The organism is Halobacillus sp. ABH2_015 (genome assembly GCF_056158945.1).
In genome coordinates this window covers 1,959,497-1,976,594 of the sequence record NZ_JBSWUG010000002.1, presented here as the reverse complement: position 1 = coordinate 1,976,594, position 17,098 = coordinate 1,959,497, and the positions used below count along the sequence as shown (strand labels likewise).

At 45.6% G+C, this 17,098-nt stretch carries 17 protein-coding genes; 11 read left to right on the top strand and 6 right to left on the bottom strand.

Annotated features, from left to right (window positions below; genetic code table 11):
• Nucleotides 1-18: 18 nt before the first annotated feature.
• The 6 genes from ACXAD6_RS10520 (at nucleotide 19) to ACXAD6_RS10495 (ending at nucleotide 8,332) form a co-directional block, all read left to right on the top strand.
• The gene (locus tag ACXAD6_RS10520; protein ID WP_474968836.1) at nucleotides 19-2,556 is read left to right on the top strand and encodes a heavy metal translocating P-type ATPase; all 2,538 of its coding nucleotides are present in this window, start codon (nucleotides 19-21) and stop codon (nucleotides 2,554-2,556) included.
• Nucleotides 2,557-2,752: 196 nt separating this feature from the next.
• Entirely contained in the window at nucleotides 2,753-4,339 is a 1,587-nt protein-coding gene (locus ACXAD6_RS10515) for a M4 family metallopeptidase (RefSeq protein WP_474968835.1), read from the top strand.
• Nucleotides 4,340-4,551: 212 nt separating this feature from the next.
• The gene (locus ACXAD6_RS10510; RefSeq protein ID WP_474968834.1) at nucleotides 4,552-5,397 is read left to right on the top strand and encodes an ABC transporter ATP-binding protein; all 846 of its coding nucleotides are present in this window, start codon (nucleotides 4,552-4,554) and stop codon (nucleotides 5,395-5,397) included.
• Nucleotides 5,348-6,298, top strand: a complete 951-nt coding sequence (locus ACXAD6_RS10505) for an iron-hydroxamate ABC transporter substrate-binding protein (protein ID WP_474968833.1) — start codon at nucleotides 5,348-5,350, stop codon at nucleotides 6,296-6,298. The genes ACXAD6_RS10510 and ACXAD6_RS10505 overlap by 50 nt, the downstream gene beginning before the upstream one ends.
• A 25-nt stretch (nucleotides 6,299-6,323) precedes the next feature.
• Entirely contained in the window at nucleotides 6,324-7,325 is a 1,002-nt protein-coding gene (locus ACXAD6_RS10500) for a FecCD family ABC transporter permease (protein WP_474968832.1), read from the top strand.
• Nucleotides 7,322-8,332, top strand: a complete 1,011-nt coding sequence (locus tag ACXAD6_RS10495) for a FecCD family ABC transporter permease (protein WP_474968831.1) — start codon at nucleotides 7,322-7,324, stop codon at nucleotides 8,330-8,332. The genes ACXAD6_RS10500 and ACXAD6_RS10495 overlap by 4 nt, the downstream gene beginning before the upstream one ends.
• A 296-nt stretch (nucleotides 8,333-8,628) precedes the next feature.
• Here ACXAD6_RS10495 and ACXAD6_RS10490 read toward each other — a convergent pair whose 3' ends face one another.
• From ACXAD6_RS10490 to ACXAD6_RS10470, 5 genes are all read right to left on the bottom strand, one after another.
• Nucleotides 8,629-9,570, bottom strand: a complete 942-nt coding sequence (locus ACXAD6_RS10490) for a metal ABC transporter solute-binding protein, Zn/Mn family (protein ID WP_474968830.1) — start codon at nucleotides 9,568-9,570, stop codon at nucleotides 8,629-8,631.
• A gap of 130 nt (nucleotides 9,571-9,700) precedes the next feature.
• The gene (locus ACXAD6_RS10485) at nucleotides 9,701-10,558 is read right to left on the bottom strand and encodes a metal ABC transporter permease (RefSeq protein ID WP_474968829.1); all 858 of its coding nucleotides are present in this window, start codon (nucleotides 10,556-10,558) and stop codon (nucleotides 9,701-9,703) included.
• 2 nt (nucleotides 10,559-10,560) lie between these two features.
• Nucleotides 10,561-11,301: a metal ABC transporter ATP-binding protein gene (locus ACXAD6_RS10480; protein WP_474968828.1), complete on the bottom strand. Its 741-nt coding sequence runs from the start codon at nucleotides 11,299-11,301 to the stop codon at nucleotides 10,561-10,563.
• Between the two features lie 287 nt (nucleotides 11,302-11,588).
• Nucleotides 11,589-11,837 (bottom strand): hypothetical protein, encoded by a 249-nt coding sequence (locus ACXAD6_RS10475; RefSeq protein ID WP_474968827.1) that lies wholly within the window; start codon nucleotides 11,835-11,837, stop codon nucleotides 11,589-11,591.
• Between the two features lie 19 nt (nucleotides 11,838-11,856).
• Nucleotides 11,857-12,252, bottom strand: a complete 396-nt coding sequence (locus tag ACXAD6_RS10470; protein ID WP_474968826.1) for a hypothetical protein — start codon at nucleotides 12,250-12,252, stop codon at nucleotides 11,857-11,859.
• Between the two features lie 434 nt (nucleotides 12,253-12,686).
• Between ACXAD6_RS10470 and ACXAD6_RS10465 the strand changes: the two genes are divergently transcribed.
• The 4 genes from ACXAD6_RS10465 (at nucleotide 12,687) to ACXAD6_RS10450 (ending at nucleotide 14,111) form a co-directional block, all read left to right on the top strand.
• Nucleotides 12,687-13,031 (top strand): MerR family transcriptional regulator, encoded by a 345-nt coding sequence (locus ACXAD6_RS10465; RefSeq protein WP_474968825.1) that lies wholly within the window; start codon nucleotides 12,687-12,689, stop codon nucleotides 13,029-13,031.
• Nucleotides 13,028-13,492 carry an SRPBCC family protein gene (locus ACXAD6_RS10460; protein WP_474968824.1) on the top strand — a complete coding sequence of 155 codons (465 nt, stop codon included), beginning with the start codon at nucleotides 13,028-13,030 and terminating at the stop codon, nucleotides 13,490-13,492. The genes ACXAD6_RS10465 and ACXAD6_RS10460 overlap by 4 nt, the downstream gene beginning before the upstream one ends.
• Nucleotides 13,493-13,642: 150 nt before the next feature.
• Nucleotides 13,643-13,843, top strand: a complete 201-nt coding sequence (locus tag ACXAD6_RS10455) for a hypothetical protein (RefSeq protein ID WP_474968823.1) — start codon at nucleotides 13,643-13,645, stop codon at nucleotides 13,841-13,843.
• Entirely contained in the window at nucleotides 13,824-14,111 is a 288-nt protein-coding gene (locus ACXAD6_RS10450; protein WP_474968822.1) for an effector binding domain-containing protein, read from the top strand. Before ACXAD6_RS10455 ends, ACXAD6_RS10450 begins: the two co-directional genes overlap by 20 nt.
• A 287-nt stretch (nucleotides 14,112-14,398) precedes the next feature.
• On the opposite strand, the gene guaC is transcribed toward ACXAD6_RS10450, so the two are convergent.
• Nucleotides 14,399-15,382 (bottom strand): GMP reductase, encoded by a 984-nt coding sequence (gene guaC / locus ACXAD6_RS10445; protein ID WP_474968821.1) that lies wholly within the window; start codon nucleotides 15,380-15,382, stop codon nucleotides 14,399-14,401.
• A gap of 239 nt (nucleotides 15,383-15,621) precedes the next feature.
• Between guaC and ACXAD6_RS10440 the strand changes: the two genes are divergently transcribed.
• A complete protein-coding gene (locus ACXAD6_RS10440) occupies nucleotides 15,622-17,067 on the top strand; it encodes an MDR family MFS transporter (protein WP_474968820.1) in 1,446 nt (481 codons plus the stop codon).
• The last annotated feature ends 31 nt before the right edge of the window (nucleotides 17,068-17,098 follow it).

Sequence of the window (17,098 nt, the reverse complement as noted above, 5' to 3'; positions counted from 1 at the left end):
AGAATGGAGATGGGGTTTATGAGTACGAACGAAAAAGATATACAAAATAGCTGCTGTTCCGGCAGCCACGAGCAAAAGCCGGGAGCGATCCAGTCCCGGTCTTCCTGCTGCTCGAAAGAGATTTCCAGCAGGAGGGATGAGGAACATTCCTGCCCCTCCAATCAACGAAAAGAGGATCAGGAGAACGTATGCTGTGAAACCAGTGAAGAAGAGGAAGACGAGGATTCCGGTCCATCGGCACCTCCGACACAGCTTGCAGAATACCAGATTAAAGGCATGGATTGTCCTTCGTGTGCCGCAACGATTGAAAAAAGTCTCCGAAAAAAAGAGGGAGTGCAATCTGTTTCCGTCCATTATGGTACAGCTAAAATGGTTGTCGGCGGAGAAAGCCGGGCTGTTTATGAACAAATTCCTAATCAGTTGAGAAAGCTGGGATTTGAAGCCGAGCCTCTTCAAACCGGCAGGGAGATGGAAACATATAAAGTAGAAGGGATGGACTGTGGTTCGTGTGCCGTGACCATTGAAAAGCACCTCTCGAATCATCCCAGTGTTCAGGATGTACGCGTGAATTTTTCCACAGGTAAACTTCATGTCCTTCACACGACAAAACCTGAAGAGATCATGAGAGAAGTCCGAAAATCGGGTTTTGAAGCTTATCTTGAAAAAGGGGGTTCCTCTAAGGAAGGTCAAAAGATTCCTCGAAGACCTTTTCCTTCTGCTGCAATGTCAGGGTTTCTTCTTGCCCTGGGCTTCATCGGGTCCTTCACGTCGCTGTCTGTCGTATGGGTGACGGCTTTCTATGCGCTGGCCATTGCCGTGGGAGGGTGGAAACCGTTAAGAAGTGCTTTCTATGCTGTGAGAAGCGGCTCGCTTGATATGAACGTGCTGATGGCTTCCGCGGCTCTTGGAGCAGCCCTGATTGGGGAATGGTTCGAAGGAGCTATGGTCGTCTGGTTGTTTGCGTTAGGGAATGCCCTTCAAAATCGATCGTTGGAAAAAACGAGAGATTCCATTCGCAGCTTAATGAACATTGCTCCGGCTGAAGCGTTGGTGAAAGAAGGCCGTCAGTGGGTCAGCAAAGCTGTTGAAGCGGTATCGATCGGGGAGGTCATCGTTGTCAAGCCGGGGGACCGCGTTCCATTGGATGGAGAGATCATCCAAGGAGCTTCCAGCTTGAACCAGGCACCCATTACAGGTGAATCTCTTCCTGTTGATAAGCAGGAAGGAGATACAGTTTATGCCGGGACGATTAATGAGAGTGGCTCTTTGGAAGTCCGTGTAACGAAACGATCCGAAGATACAGCCATTGCAAAAATCATACATCTGGTGGAAGAAGCACAGGAAAAGAAAGCTCCTACCCAGGCGTTTGTAGACCGATTCGCAGCTGTTTACACACCTATTGTGTTTATGCTGGCTCTGTTAGTAATGGTTATCCCTCCGTTGGTTACAGGAGGAGCATGGAGCGAATGGCTTTATAAAGGGATTTCCCTGCTTGTTGTTGCCTGTCCGTGTGCCCTGGTGATCTCCACCCCGGTGGCGATCGTATCGGCCATTGGGAATGCAGCCCGGCATGGTGTACTGATCAAAGGTGGAACATTCCTTGAAAAAGCGGGTGCCATCCAAGCTATTGCCTTTGATAAAACCGGTACCCTGACAGAAGGTAAACCGAAAGTAGCAGATGTTATTGCTCTTAATGGAGAAAAAGAGAATCTCATCAGGATTGCGGGGACGATTGAAGAATATTCTACTCATCCGATAGCGGCAGCCGTATCATCTTATGCATCAGAACGGCAGATATCAACAGCCCGCGGGAGTGATTTCCGCACACGGCCTGGCAAAGGCGCCCAGGCCAAGATAGATGGGACTGTCTATTACGCAGGGAATCCGAAATTGTTCAAAGAACTGGGAGTTGATCTGGATGAAGTGGAAAATCAATTGGATCAGCTCGAGTCAGAAGGGAAAACCCTCGTTCTTATAGGTACGGATAAAGAAATACATGGGATCATTTCTGTCGCTGACTCTATCAGGGAAATCACGATCCGGTCGATCCAATCCTTGAAGCAATCGGGATTAAAAGAACTGGTTATGCTTACGGGAGATAACGAGGGGACCGCCAAGCGGATAGCAGCAGAAGCAGGTGTGGACCGTTATTTCGCTGATTTGATGCCGGAAGATAAAACAAAAGCGATCGAGAAACTGCAGGAGGAAGGGAAACAAGTGGCTATGGTGGGGGATGGGATCAACGATGCTCCTGCTCTTGCTTCCTCAGACCTTGGTATTGCGATGGGCGGTGCCGGGACGGATACAGCTATGGAAACAGCTGATGTCGTTCTAATGGCGGATAATCTGGAAATGCTGCCTCATACGATACGATTGAGCCGTAAAGCCTTGACCATTATCAAACAGAACGTTTGGTTTTCCCTGCTTACGAAACTGGCGGCGCTCATTTTGATTTTTCCAGGTTTCTTAACGTTGTGGATGGCTGTGTTAAGTGATACAGGTGCTGCTCTGATCGTCATCCTCAATAGTATGAGACTGCTTCGCAAAAACGCATAGACCGAAGAAAATCCCGGATGAGACATCCGGGATTTTTTATGGTCGAGGATATTTTCGTTAGTTGAACCGCAGAAATATTCCCAAGTTCGATGAAAAAAGACAATCTTAAACGGTTTTAAACCCTATTACTTTCACAATTTCATTAACTGAAAATTATGATATATTAAAAATGTGCTAGATAAATAGGAGGGATTCGATGAATTGGAAATCAGTAATGGCTACCTTTGTTCTGGGTACGAGTCTTGTGTCTGGCGGGACACTCGCTCATGCGGAGACAGGCAAAGATGTAAAAGAGGTACCGAACGCATCGGAGTTTATGCAGAAAGAATGGCAGGCGAAAAATGTCAAATCAGAAAAAGGGATCCAGGAATTCTTTAAGCAGAATGCGAAAGACTTTCAGCTGAATCCATCCAAAGATTTGAAATTAATGGATACAGAAACCGATGAACTTGGAATGAAGCATTACACATACCAACGGGTGATTGAGGGAATCCCTGTCGCTGATTCAGAAGTCGTGGTACATACCGATAAGAACGGGAATGTTTCAGCTGTGAATGGTGAATTTCATATGGATGCACCAGACAAGCTTGAAGAAAAACGAAGCGTAAGCAAGACGAAGTCGTTGATGCTCGCTTGGAAACACATTGACGTAGATCGCAGTGAAGCGGATAAAGTCCAGAAAAGTGATGTAGGTGAAGATTTTGAAACGTTAACGGAAAACACAGATCTTGTTGTGTTCCATGGTGAACAGGGGTATACGCTGGCTTACCAAGTGGAGCTTCAGTTTGCTCAGCCTTATCCTGCCAATTGGAAGGTGTATATTAATGCGGAGTCAGGAGAAGTGTTGAAAGCTGCCAATGCTGTCCATGAAGCTACAGGTACAGGAACAGGTGTATTGGGAGATACGAAATCACTTAACACCTACGCGTACAACAACACGTACTATTTATATGATACGACAAAGCCAATGAGCGGGGTTATTGAAACATTTGATAACTATGGTGGACAATTTAGTAATCTACCAGGAAGTTATGTTACCGATTCAGGTAATACGTTCACAAGCGAAAGACAGAAAGCGGCTGTAGATGCTCATTACTATGCTGGAGAAGTTTTTGATTATTTCTATGATACATTCGGTCGTGAAAGTTATGATGACCAGGGATCCAATATTCGTTCCACTGTCCATTACGGTTCGAATTACAATAACGCAGCCTGGACAGGGAACCAGATGATTTATGGAGATGGGGACGGCAGTACGTTCACATATCTATCCGGTGCTGACGATATCGTCGCTCATGAATTGACTCATGCTGTGACAGATACGACCGCTGACCTTGTGTATGAAAATCAGCCGGGAGCTTTAAATGAGTCCTTCTCTGATGTGTTTGGTTATTTTGTAGATTCAGAGGACTGGCTGATGGGTGAGGATGTGTATACGCCGGGTCGTTCAGGAGATGCGCTGCGTTCCATGTCCAATCCGAATGCCTATGACCAGCCCTCTCATATGAATGAATACCGCAACCTTCCGAATACGGAAGCAGGGGACTGGGGCGGTGTCCACATCAACAGCGGCATTCCGAACAAAGCTGCTTACAATACCATTAACAGCATTGGGAAATCGAAAGCAGAAAAGATTTATTACCGTGCCCTTACGGTTTACCTGACACCGAACAGTAATTTTTCCAGTGCCAAGCAGGCGCTTGAGCAGTCAGCTCAGGATCTATATGGATCTTCAACTGCCAGCGCTGTTACACAGGCTTGGAATAATGTAGGCGTCAATTAAGCAGAGGATCAAAAGAAGCAGAGCCACCGCTCTGCTTCTTTTTTTATGGAAAATACAGAATAGTATCGTATTTTTTTATGGAATGGGTAATTCCGCACATTTGAAAGGGAATGAAGCGTTGACAAATTTCCCGGGAGCACGTAGTATAATGTACGAGAGTGAGAATCATTATCACTGTTAAATGGTTTAAATGTTCGAAAGGGGTCCTTATTATGACACGTCTACATACGGATGGTCTCCATGTGGGCTACGAGGATAAACTCATTGTAGAGGATATGACACTGGAAATTCCGGAAGGGAAAATAACGACGATTATTGGGGCCAACGGCTGTGGGAAATCCACACTGCTGAAATCGATTGCACGCATCATCCCTAAACAGGAAGGCAGCATTTATCTGGACGGTGAAAGCATTCATCATCACCCGACAAAGGAACTGGCCAAAAAGATGGCGATTCTTCCTCAATCTCCGGAAGGTGCTCCAGGATTAACAGTCGGTGAGCTTGTATCATACGGACGCTTTCCTTATCAAAAAGGGTTTGGCCGTCTATCGAAAAAAGATCGGGAGGTCATTGACTGGGCTGTTGAAATGACAGGAATGACGGAATTTAAATACCGGCCGGTGGATGCCTTGTCGGGTGGACAGCGGCAGCGGGTATGGATTGCGATGGCCCTGGCTCAGGAAACAGATCTCATCCTGCTTGATGAACCGACGACCTATCTTGATATGGCACACCAGCTGGAAGTTCTCGAACTGCTGGAACGGCTGAATAAAGAAGAAGGACGGACGATTGTCATGGTGCTTCATGATGTCAACCAGGCTGCCAGATTTGCTGATCACCTGATTGCATTGAAGCACGGACGAATCATAAAGTCTGGATCCGGACAGGAAGTCATTCATAAAAGCGTGTTAAGAAGGGTCTTTCATATTGATGCTGAAATCGTTGCGGACCCTCGAACAGGAAAACCTATTTGTTTGACATACAACTTATTAAAGGGAGATAGAAATCATGAAGAAAATCTGGCTGATCAGTCTCTTGTCACTGCTGCTCATTCTTAGCGCCTGTGGTGGTGGAGAAACAGAAAACGAAAATACAGGGAATGAAAGCGGAGACGATACACAAACCGAAGAGACGAGTTCTGATTCTGAAACAAGAATGTATGAGTCCGAAAACGGTGAAGTTGAAGTTCCGGCTGAGCCGGAGCGAGTGGTTGTCCTCTCGTCCTTCGCGGGTAATGTTCTTGCGCTGGATACGAACATTGTAGGGGTGGACGCATGGTCTAAAGGCAACCCGTTGTTCGAGGAAGATCTTGCGGATGCAGAAGAGCTTTCTGATGAAAGCCTTGAAAAAATCATTGAGCTTGACCCGGATTTGATTATCGGGCTGGCGAACACGAAAAACAAGGACAAGCTGAATGAAATTGCTCCGACCGTCACTTACACGTATGGTGAGCTCGATTATTTGGAGCAGCATGTGGAAATCGGGAAACTTCTGAATAAAGAAGAGGAAGCCCAGCAGTGGGTGGATGAATTTAAGGAAAAAGCCGGGGAAGCGGGTACAGAAATCAAAAATGAAATCGGTGAAGATGCGACGGTCACTGTATTCGAAGAGTTTGATAAGCAGCTTTATGTCTTTGGAGATAACTGGGCACGCGGAACAGAAATTCTCTATCAAGAGATGGAACTGAAGATGCCTGATAAAGTGAAGGAAATGGCGCTTGAGGATGGTTTCTATGCGATTTCTCCGGAAGTGCTCTCAGACTTTGCCGGGGATTACATGATTTTCAGTAAGTCGGATGGTGCAGACAGCTCCTTCCAGGAAACGGAAACGTACAAGAATATTCCTGCTGTAGAAAACGATCAAGTGTTTGAAGCAGATGCCGAAGCTTTCTACTTTAATGATCCTCTTTCACTGGAACACCAGCTCAGCTTCTTTCAAGAGAAGTTTTTGAACGAATAACCTTTTGTAGAAAAGATGAGACTTTATGCAGACTTTTTCAGTAAGGCAACTATATAAATTCATAATTGGAATCGCCGTCCTCATCCTTTCTTTCTTTGTCGCCATGACATTCGGGGCGGCGGACACCACCTTTAAGCAGGCGTGGATTTCCATGACGACCAGTTCGCTGGACTCAACTACGACGATGTTAAGGGAAATCCGTCTGCCGCGGGAGATTGCTGCAGCCCTTGTCGGTGCGGCGCTGGCGGTGTCAGGGGCGATTATGCAGGGGTTGACCCGGAACCCTCTTGCTGATCCGGGTCTGCTTGGTTTAACCGCAGGGGCAAATGCTGCACTTGCGGTTACACTTGCTTTATTCCCTTCTGCGAATTACATGGGAATTATGCTGGCCTGTTTCATTGGAGCGGCCGTCGGAGTGGTTCTTGTGTTTGGAATCGGTTCAGCTAAACGCGGCGGTTTTTCTCCGTTCAGGATTGTACTTGCCGGAGCAGCCATTTCAGCGTTTTTGTTCGCTGTGGCCGAAGGTGTAGCCCTTTATTTCAAAGTGTCCAAAGATGTTTCCATGTGGACGGCCGGTGGGTTGATCGGAACGTCCTGGAGTCAGATACAGCTGATTGCTCCCATTGTATTCATCGGGACGATCGTTGCTGTCCTGCTGGCCCGTCAGCTGACGATTATCAGCTTGAATGAGGAAGTGGCCGTTGGACTCGGGCAGAATATCCTGACTGTTAAAATTATCTTATTCATCGTCATTACCCTGCTGGCCGGAGCAGCGGTGGCGCTGGTCGGAAACCTTGCCTTTGTCGGTTTGATGGTGCCCCATATGGTCAGACCGATCGTGGGAAATGATTACAGGATGGTGCTTCCGATGTCTGCTTTGTTCGGTGGAGCTTTCCTTCTCCTCGCGGATACATTGGCCCGGACGATTAACGCCCCTTATGAAACGCCGGTTGCAGCGATTGTTGCTGTACTCGGTCTGCCGTTCTTCCTCTTTGTTATACAAAAAAGGGGGAATGCATTCTCATGATTCATCCTTCTGTCTTGAAAAAACAACGTCTATATCTGATCCTGCTTTCACTCTTAATTTTAGCAACCGCTGTAGCAGGGCTTGGTCTCGGATATTCCTCCGTTTCCTATGACCGGATTCTTCCAACGATCCTCGGGAACGGCGGTTTTAAAGAGGAATTTGTTTTATTTTCGATTCGTCTTCCACGGATGATCATAACCGTACTGGCGGGGATGGCTCTTGCTTTATCCGGCGCTATTCTTCAAGGGATCAGCCGGAATGATCTCGCTGATCCGGGAATTATCGGAATCAATGCAGGGGCAGGGGCTGCTGTTGCGCTCTTCTTTTTGTTTGCTCCCATTGATGCAGGCTCTTTCGTTTATATTCTTCCACTGATCGCATTCGGGGGAGCAATGATCACGGCCCTGGGTATTTATTTGTTTTCCTATAATAAAAGGACCGGTTTTGAGCCTGTCCGTTTAGTGCTGGTCGGTGTCGGGTTTTCCATGGCTCTTTCCGGTTTAATGATTATTCTCATATCATCAGCACCAAGGGAGAAAGTGGACTTCATCTCTAAATGGCTGGCAGGCAGTATCTGGGGCACAGACTGGCCTTTCATCCTTGCGCTGCTGCCATGGATCATCGTTTTAATTCCATTTGCGCTTTGGAAAAGCAACGTTATGAATCTATTAAACACAAGTGAACCGGTTTCCATCGGCGTTGGTCTTCCGCTTAAGAAAGAGCGTTTTATTATGTTGATGACCGCGGTAGCTCTTGCTGCTTCTGCTGTATCCGTTACCGGAGGGATTGCATTTGTCGGTTTGATGGCTCCTCACCTGGCCAAGGTACTTATCGGTCCGAGAAGCCAGCTGTACCTGCCTTTGAGTATCCTGATAGGAGGGTGGCTTCTGTTGTTTGCTGACACGGTCGGGAGAAACATCGCAGAACCCGATGGGATTGCAGCCGGAATTATGACTGCGCTTATCGGCGCCCCTTATTTTATTTATCTATTATTGAAGAAGTCCTGATCACCGGTTTCCTATTGCGGGACATCCGTTGACTATTAAAAAAATATGGATGTCTACTGGCAATCAGGAAGAGAGCTTATCATAGGCTTTTCTTGAAGAAAGGGAGAGTTTCTGAAGTCCAGAAACTCTCCCTTTTAATATTTCAAAGTCACAGGACAGCCAATTATTACGTCTCTTGAATCACTGAATATCAGGCTGTAAGACACGTAAATGAATATATATACAGGGGGTGGGTCCCGGCCGCTTCCCGCTGTACAAAAAACGCCTCCCGATCAGCCGGGAGGCGTTTTTAGCATTTATTGAGTCAATCCTTCTTTAATCGTTTTGATATTCCATTCCATCATGGAGATGTAACTGTCTCCATCTTCTCCAGGTTCAGCAAGGGAATCGGTAAAGACTTTACCCCTGATCGGAACATCGGTTTCTGATGATACAGCTTCCATACTCCGGGCATCAATACTGGTTTCGAGGAACAATCCTGTGATTTCTCTTTCATTGATCAAATCTACAATTCTAGTGATTTGATCAGGAGTCCCCTGGTTTTCCTGGTTGATTTCCCAAATGTATTCGGCTTGGAAGTTGTAAGCCTCACTGAAATATTTGAATGCTCCTTCACTTGTAACGAGCACACGTTCTTCCTCGGGGATTTCCTCGAACTGGGCCACTGCTTCATCATGCAGATCCTGCAGTTCTGCGATATATTCTTCTGCATTTTTTTCATAGACTTCCTTGTTCTCAGGATCCACCTTAATCAGGCCGTCCCGTGCGTTTTCAGCATACTGGATCCCGTTTTGAATATTCAGCCAGGCGTGAGGATCTTCTTCACCCTCCTTGCCTTCTGTCGTTAAGTACATGGCTTCAACATTTTCACTCATTAAAAAGACAGGAGCATCGTCGCCGGCTTTTCCGGTGGTTTCCATCAGTTTATTGAACCATGAATTTCCCGCTTCCAAATTCAAACCATTGTAGAATACGGCATCAGCATCCGTTGTTTTCTTTACATCTTCCGGTAGTGGATCGTATTCATGGGGGTTGGAGCCGATGGGAGCGAGACTGTGAATCTCCACTTTGTCACCACCGACATTTTTAACGATGTCATAAATAATGGAGTACGTCGTTACGACCTGTACTTTTTCATCTTCCTCTTTCGTACCGCTTGCTTCATTGTCTCCACAGGCTGCCAGAAAGAGCAGAGTGGAAAACACGAGTACACTAAGGATCCAATTCTTTTTCAACATAATATCATTCCTCCTGACTATTCGTTAATCGTTGTTTTATACCATGGTGCTTTAGATAACAAGTGGTAAAAGGGAAGAGGTACTTGTCTTCCCTGCATTAATGATGACTCCCATTAACTTTATTCATTCATTAAACGAGGGATGCCCGCTTTTTCCTTACTTTCAGCATTTTCCATAGAAGTCCGTGCTTTGGTGAGAAAAGGAAGACGAGAATAAAAAGAGCGGTGGCTGCTAAAACAATGGCAGCTCCTGAAGCCAGGTTGTAGGTGAAACTGAAGTACAACCCTGTAATGCTTGATATGACGCCGATACCGGCAGCGAGAAAAATCATGATGGAAAGCCGGTCTGTTAATAGGTAAGCGGCTGCTGCCGGCGTAATCAACATGGCTACGACGAGGACAATGCCGACGGTCTGCAGAGAAGCCACGGTTACCATCGTCAACAGAGTCATAAGAAAATAATGAATCATACGTACAGGCAGCCCATAGGCGGCCCCCATCGTTTCGTCGAAGGATGTAACGAGCAGTTCTTTATAGAATAAATACACAGCTGCCAAAACAAATAGACCGATGCCCATGGTGATCCACATATCTGACGAACGGACGGCGAGGACATTCCCGAACAGGATGTGATACAGATCTGTACTGCTCTTCAGCAGTGTAATAATGATAATCCCGGCAGCGAATGCAGCGGTGAACATAATTCCAATGGATGTATCATGTTTGATCCGGCTGTTTTGACTGACGAATCCAATGGCAATGGCCGTCAATACACCGCTGAAAACGGCACCGAAAAAGAAGTTGATTCCCAGCATATAAGAAATGGCAACACCAGGTAGGACGGCGTGTGAGATGGCGTCTCCCATGAGTGCCATCCCTCTTAAGATAATGAAGCAGCCAATGACTCCGCAGATGATACCGACCATAATCGATGTAAGCAGCGCTTTTTGTAGAAATTCATATTGAAAGACGGCTTCAATAAATTCCATAATTACACTCCAATCTCTTTCATAAAGGCGAATTGCCCTTGGTAAGCTTTGGCGATGGTTTCTGTACGGAAAACTTCACTGACAGGACCGAAACCTACCAATTCTTTATTTAGTAAAATGAGCTGATCGAAATATTCTTCTGCTTTACTTAAATCGTGGTGGACGACCACGACGGTTTTTCCCTGCCAGCATAATTGCTTCAAAATCTTGACGATCGTTTCCTCACTGGATACGTCGACTCCTACAAAAGGCTCGTCAAGAAAGAACATATCCGCTTTTTGGGCCAGGGCGCGGGCAAGAAATACACGCTGCTGCTGTCCCCCGGAAAGTTCACCGATCTGTCTCTTGCTGAAATCTTTCATACCGACTCTGTCCAAACACTCCAGTGCCCAGGTTTTTTCTTTTTTTCCCGGTCTCCGGAACAGTTTCAGGTTGGGATAGGTGCCGAGCAGGACAGCATCGAGGACAGTAATTGGAAAATCCCAGTCGATATCATTTCTTTGAGGGACATAGGCGATTTTCCGTCGTGCTTCCTGAATGGGATTCCCGAATAACTGTATGGTTCCTTTATCTTTAGGAATCAGATTCAGTACAGCTTTTAGAAACGTAGATTTACCTGCGCCGTTTGGCCCGATAATGCCGATAAGGTTCCCTGGCTGCACAGAGAGGCTGATACCTTTGACAGCTTCATTTCCATAATAGGAAACGTGAAGATCTTTGATGGATATAGCTGGGTGGTGCATGATGATCCTCCTTTAATCATTTTCTATATGCATGGTTCGTGCATGTCTTCATAAAATTTATATTAGGGCATTTAAATTTGCCGAGTGCAACTTTTAGTTTAAAAAAGATACCCCTTTACTATATGGGGGTCCCAAAAAAAGATGACAATATTGCTTTTGGCATAAAAAGTTTCCTTTGTGCAAAATATATAGCTAACTCCATGAAATGTCAACAGTGAAGACAGAATATTATACGAAAGTTTATAAAAAAGGTACATTCCGGGGGAGTGTACCTTTTGGCCTTCTTCTTATTGGGCGCTGTTCACTTTTTTCTCGGCAATATAATCTTCCGGGCGTTCTTTCTGTGCGATCAAGTCCTCCATCGTAACTTCATTCTCGTTCGTTGAAAGGGAAGGCAGTGAATTCATAGATTGAACGCCGGGGTTTTGAATGAGCTGTGAAAGCTGACCCTGGTTTTGTTCGTAGAGCCGGTAGCCCACTGCTCCAACGACTGTTCCTGATACAAATCCCATCATGAAATCCTTATTTAATACCATAGTGATACCTCCTGTTTTTTTAGAATGCCAGTATTCTTTTTTTATTTGAATCATTTAAAAGCTCAAGGACGTTGACAGCCCACGTTACCATCGCTACTTGAAGAATGTTTCCTGCCCCGATGGACAGCATGCTTACATTTCCTGTGAGAACATCCGGGTGGCGAAGTTTGTTTTCTCCATGGGACAAAACCGTATAAGCAGTGGAAATGACGACGGCATAGTCGAGCATTCCAGGAACATTCCCCGGTTTGTTGTTCAAGTAGGCCAGCAGAATAAGGAATCCTGTTACAAGACTACGTAGAAAATCCTTGCGCTGGGCAGGGGCAATATTGATCATGATATTGTCCAGCGGATCAAACTGCGTCTGCTTGAAAAATAGACTGATAAAACGGAGGATGATTTTTCTGTTAATCACGTCCTTGGAGTAGTGAACCGTCATCGATTGAATAGCCGGCTCAATGAACGTCTATCCTGTAAGATCCCAGCACTTTTTCCAAGCGCTTTAAAAATAAGACTTGCTTTACTTTAGTGAGCATAGCGGACTCCTTTGCGATAGATTGTTTAACAGGTTTATGATTAAGCGCATGTAAATTTCCATTATATGACAAGGTAAATTCCTCATGTTCTTACTTCGCATAATAGGGTTGAAGTCCACACTTCAGACAATATCTTTCAACGTTAAACATGAAACAAAAACTACCCGGACTTTTATCCTGCCTGGTGCAGCGTGAAAGATTCGTAATGATAGAGGAAATAAGGTCAATGGGAGGGGATGTTTTTTTCATTTGGAAAGATTCCTTGACTATGGTGTGTACCCCACGGTTTATAATAAGTGCAGGAGGGTGTGTCATGTATAAAAGAAGTGAATTCTCAAACATTACCGGCCTCAGCAAGGATACACTCCGGTATTATGCAGAGGTGGGCCTGTTGGAACCGGCTTTTATTCATCCCGAAAACAAGTACAGGTACTATGATGACGGCAGCTATTTTCTCGCTCTTCTGCTTGGTAAACTGCGGAGGTTCGGTTTTTCCATACAGGAAATGAAAACGGTCATGGACGATGACTCCTTTACCAGTCTGGAAAAATTGTTAGCCGAAAAGAAAAGCAAAATGGAACAAGAGGCAGAAGATATTCAAGAAAGAATTAAGGAACTGGATGATTTTATCCAATCTGGTAAGGAGGAGAACGAATGATAGAATGGGAAAAAGAAAAAATGATCGGCGCTTCACTTGAGGATGTGTGGGATCTTTTCAAAGATAAAAACATTAAGCGGATCATGCCTAAGGTGGAAGAGCATAAGCTGATCGAAAAAACAGAAACGGAAGCTGGTGCGAAACATCTTCAGACTTACAGAGAAGGGAAGCGTCTCGAAACCTATACTGTAAATACGCTTGTGTATGAAGACAAACCGGCATTTAAACATAAGAAAATCGCTTTTGTGATCGGCAGAGCGTTTGAAGTAACGGCGTCCTTCCGATTGGAAAAAGTAGATAATTCAACAACAAGGTTGATATACTCCGGGTCCAATCGTGGGACCAACTTTGTCGGCCGTGCCATGATGAAGCTGGCGAATAAAAAAGGGAATGATACAGTCGTCCAGGAGTTTGTCGACCGTGTAGAAGAGCAGGCGGCACTGTCCAGCGAAACAAGGTAACGGAATAGATGGATGCTTATTATTGGAAGACCTGATTATTTATATGGGCTGGTTTGGAAAGGGGAAAAAGAGGCACATACGTAGTAGAGAAAACAGATTGAACCTCTGACATAACTGATAAATCTTGTTTTACGGGAAAGGAGTGAGTTTATGGAAATCATTACGCTTCCGGAATGGAAGACCGCCTGCCGGAGATGGGAAGGGAGTTACACAGAGCTTTCGGATCTGAAAGGGTTTATAGAGGGTGTAATGGCGGAAATGATCGCAAGAGCTGACCTTGAGCATCTATCTGAACAATGGGGGTTTTCTTATCATACGAGGGATGATGGATTTGTCCACTATTCAGGTTGACGAGTCGGTGGAAATTCCCTCGACGATGAATCTTCAAACGATTCCAGAACAAACCTATCTGCACGTGCAGCATTTGAAAGGAAAAAGTGTTGCAGATACCTATACAGCTGTCTATCAATGGTTTAAGAATATGGGGAGACAACCTCATCGTGAACCTGGTGTGGAGTATGATGATCTGCCAATCAAGTTCGAGAAGTACCCGGTGCCAAGGGAAATGGATCATCATGATTTTGATATATACATCCCACTTCTGCAGCGAGATTATTGATACGGATGGAAAAGAAGAAGACCGTCCCGGCTTTAGAAACATCATGTAGAGGTGGCTTTATGTCATCTTGATTGCAAAGGCCCGCATATGGGAAGAAGCCTGTCGGTAGCACGGCCTCCGTTAACTTTTTCCGGTAGAGATTCCTGACCAAGCAGATCTTCGAATGATCGTGCTTCTGCAGGCATACTTAACGGGCTTTTCATAAGATCGGGAATCCATTGTACAAAAAAAGCTGCCGGAAACGTTACCGACAGCCTGACCGGCCGTAGAAGCGGCCGGTTTTCTTTTTAATAAACTTTGTCTCCATTGAAGATGGAGTTTTTTACAATGACATAGTCCACGTGTCGAATGCCATCAAGGTCGGTACCGCCTGCATAACTGATGGCGGACTGAAGATCCTGTTCCATCTCTGTAAGGGTATCTTTCAAATGTCCTTTGTATTCTACGAACATCTTCTTGCCCTCGACGTTTTTCTTTTCCCCTTTTTGATATTCAGAAGCAGAGCCAAAATATTCTTTGTAGAGTTTCCCATCTTTTTCAACGGTTTCTCCCGGGGATTCTTCGTGACCGGCAAAGAGGGAGCCGATCATTACCATGGAGGCGCCAAAACGGATGGATTTTGCGATATCTCCATGGGTGCGGATTCCGCCGTCGGCAATAACAGGTTTACTGGCTGCCTTTGCACACCAGCGTAAAGCTGCCAGCTGCCACCCACCCGTACCGAAACCGGTTTTGACTTTGGTAATACATACTTTTCCTGGTCCGATTCCTACTTTAGTGGCATCGGCTCCGGCATTTTCAAGTTCCCTGACGGCTTCTGGAGTACCGACATTTCCAGCAATGACGAACGTGGAAGGAAGGTGGGCTTTGATGTGCTGAATCATGTGAATGACAGCGCTGGAATGTCCGTGGGCGATGTCGATCGTAATATAATCCGGAGTCAGATGGCGCGCAGCCAATGATTCGATAAATTCATATTCGTCTTCCTTCACACCAACACTAATGGAAGAAATTAAACCTCTTTCCTTCATGGTTTCAATAAAACGGGTGCGTGTTTCAGGCTGGAAGCGGTGCATGATATAGAAATATCCATGTTCAGCAAGCTTTGTTGCTGTTTCATCATCAATAATGGTCTGCATGTTGGCGGGAACCACAGGCAGCTTGAACGTATGATCTCCAAATTGAACAGAGGTGTTGCATTCAGAACGACTATTTACGACACATTTTGCGGGAATTAATTGAACATCTTCATAATCAAATACATTTTCCATCAAAATCACTCCTGAAACACGAATATTTTAGTAATAATTAAAATTATTGTTCGTACAATAGTAATTTACATCATTGTGAGCTTTCTGTCAAAGAAAGATTGATATCTTTTCTTTATAAGGAAGTCTTTGTAAAAGCAGGTGTAAATGATCGTAAAGAAAAGCAAAACCCTTGCAAAAGTGGATCATTTTATAGAACATAGGGAAGGATTGTACTTTGACAGAGAAGATGGAGGTTCAAAATGGAGACGACGCAGAATAGAAAAATTATATTGGCCACGTTTATGATCGGGGCGTTTTTTGCCATTCTCAACGAGACGCTTTTGAACATAGCTTTAACAGAACTTATGGATGTTTTCGGCTTAAGTGCTCCGACGGTCCAGTGGATGGCCACGGGCTTCATGTTGGTGATGGGGGTCTTGATGCCGATATCCGCCCTCTTAATTCAATGGTTTACGACGAGACAGATGTTTATCGGAGTTATGACGATCTTCTTAATAGGAACGACAATTGCAGCGTCCGCATTGAACTTTCCGATGCTTTTAACCGGGCGTATGATTCAGGCGGTGGGAACGGGATTGTTAATTCCTGTCATTATGAATGCCCTTCTTTTGCTGTATGAGCCTGCGGTCAGAGGAAGGATTATGGGAACATTCGGACTCGTCATCATGTTCGCTCCAGCGATCGGCCCGACATTATCCGGGGTCATTGTTGATTTCCTGGGGTGGCGCTGGTTGTTTATTACCGTCATTCCATTTGCTTTGTTTTCCATCATTTTCGCATGGAAATTCCTTGAGAATGTCGGTGAGATCACACGACCGAAGGCGGATGCAATTTCGATTGTCCTTTCTTCTATAGGAATCGGCGGAATCGTCTATGGCTTCAGCAGTGCAGGGGAAACGGAAGCAGGATTCGCCTCACCCTCGATCATTGTGATCCTGGCTGCTGCAGTTATCAGCATGGTCTGGTTTGTTTTCCGCCAGCTCCGTTTGGATGAGCCGCTTCTTGATGTACGGGTTTTTCAATACCCGAGCTATGCCAGAGGCATCTCTATTTTTGTTATTGTCATTATGGCGATGTTCGCTTCCGAAATCGTCATGCCGATGTATCTCCAGGGTCCCCTTGGATATTCCGCCAAAATCGCCGGACTGCTTTTACTTCCCGGCGCCCTGCTTAATGGGTTGATGTCACCGGTCATGGGGACGTTATTTGACAAAGTCGGCCCACGGAAGCTGATTATTCCCGGGACGATTATCCTGACAGGGGTGATGTTCTTCTTCAGCCAAATCACACCCTCCATCCCGACGTGGAGTTTTGTTCTTGCTTATATCCTGCTGATGTTGTCGATTTCAGCCATTATGATGCCATCCCAGACCAATGCGCTGAATGAGCTGCCGAAGCACTTGTATCCTCATGGAACAGCGATAGCCAATACGCTGCAGCCGATCGGAGGGGCGCTTGGAGTATCCATTTTTGTCAGCATTATGAGCCAGGGGCAGAGAAATTATCTCGATGGAGAACAGGCACAGGAGGGAAGTGCCCTAATGACCGAAGCCATGACAGCCGGCGTTCATCAAGCTTACTGGTTTGCGCTTGCCCTGGGAGTTATCACTGTGGTCATTGCCTTGACGATTAAGCGGGCGGTTTCTCCCGATTACGACAAAGAAACTGAACAGAAACAAGCATAAAAAAAGCCCATCCGGATTCCGGATGGGCTTT